This window comes from Oleiphilus sp. HI0132 (assembly GCF_001635845.1).
This window is the reverse complement of the sequence record NZ_LWGJ01000489.1, coordinates 1-1,643: the sequence shown is the minus strand read 5'-3', so window position 1 is coordinate 1,643 and position 1,643 is coordinate 1. Positions and strand designations below refer to the sequence as shown.

General features: G+C 45.0%; 2 protein-coding genes. One reads left to right on the top strand and one right to left on the bottom strand.

The window, feature by feature from the left end; all coding sequences use genetic code 11:
- Positions 1-594, top strand: a 594-nt coding sequence (locus tag A3766_RS05920) for a nucleotidyl transferase AbiEii/AbiGii toxin family protein (RefSeq protein WP_197479368.1), incomplete at its 5' end; no start/stop codon positions are given.
- 174 nt (positions 595-768) lie between these two features.
- Here the strand turns inward: A3766_RS05920 and A3766_RS30525 are convergent.
- Positions 769-1,643, bottom strand: an 875-nt coding sequence (locus tag A3766_RS30525) for a hypothetical protein (RefSeq protein ID WP_068641908.1), incomplete at its 5' end; no start/stop codon positions are given.

Sequence of the window (1,643 nt, the reverse complement as noted above, 5' to 3'; positions counted from 1 at the left end):
AAAAAACGGAATGAAGGTAAGTATCAACAATTTTTGATTGAATACCCCAGAGATCATGACACCCTGGAAGCACTCAGACCGCATTTGCAATTGGACCTAACAGAGTCTGACTTACTTGAAGATCCAGTAGAGCTTTCCTTGAGCTCGCTTTATGCAAGTACGCTTAAAGAGCCGGGAGAAGTTCAAAGCATTGCTTGTGTCACTGTGCACTCGACTGCCAGTGAAAAATTCGTTTCACTCCTTCGCAGGACCGCATCACATGCTCGGGATAACTCCAGACCGGACGATAAAACATTAATTCGGCATGTTTATGATCTACACCTCATATACGAATCAATGACATCACCTTCCGCCTTAAAGCCAATGGTTGAACAAGTTATTGAAATCGACAAAAGTCAGTTTGGAAATCAACACAAAGAATTCGTAAACAATGCAAACTCTGAGCTTCGATATGGGCTCTCATTATTAATTGACGAAGCTCATCACCAAGAGCGGTACAATCAATTTATTGGCCCTCTCGTATATCACCCATCTCCCGCAAAATGGGACGAAGCTATTTCGAGCGTCCAAGAACTTGCCAATCATTGGCTTTAGCTATTATGATACCCGCACCAAGCATACGCCCCTTGGTCACTAAATATGAGGCAAGCAATAAAGCTTGTGGGCCCGCGCAAGCACCCATCGTGGTCAGCTCGTAAGGAGCAAATAGCGATATGAGAATGGCAGCGGCTTCTCAAAAATTACTCACATTAATCGTGGCAGGCATTTCTATTCAGTCTTCAGCCAACAATTCCCATTTCCATAGCCGACCACATTCTTCCACTCTGTCTTACAACCGCTAAAAGCCTGAGAAAACGCGCTTGCTTTAGATTCTGCGTTTTCCAATACAGCAGCTGTGCGCAGCTTTTCTTGGCCAGACTCCCAAGCTTGAAATAGCTGGCGAATAATTCGTTTATGAGTAAGACCAGTGAATATATATTGCTCACCATTTACGACCAGCTCCCCTCCATCTTCAGAGCACCATGTTGGGGGTCGATTAGCTTGATGGGAGCGCCCATAGCCTAGGAGCTCCGCCAGCAAATCTTTATCGATAGTCGATACACTTTGCTGGTCAGGCAACAGCAGATCATGAATGGCGATACATAGTGGTTCACCTGGGATTGGCGGCCCATTTTGAGATATAGCTCTATCAGTTAGGATCACAGCTGAGCGACGACGCGCAAATGAACCGAATGCTAGCTTCACTGTTGAAATGGTTTGAGCCAAATAGGCCCTCCTACAAAACAATACCGCGACACGACTTTTTCCGAGCCATATATCCCCAAGATCCCACAAAATATCACCAGCCAATTCCGCTACTGGTTGATGAGACGATATATCGAGCCACTGCTGAACAAACTGCAAAAAACGGTTGCTACTTACTTGGTATCTACCTATTGAGGTCGTGGGTACATTCACCCAACCAACCCCCGAAGAGAAATAACGAAACCCAGAGCCACTTGGGCAGGGTAATAATTCACAGTCTTGATCATCAACATTTAAAGACGTCGCAGAGTTTTCCAGAGGGTGAATCATTCTCGCGTTTATCAGCTCTTTGAAATAGGCATTAATTGATAAGTCTTCCGCATCAACCTCTTGTTTTG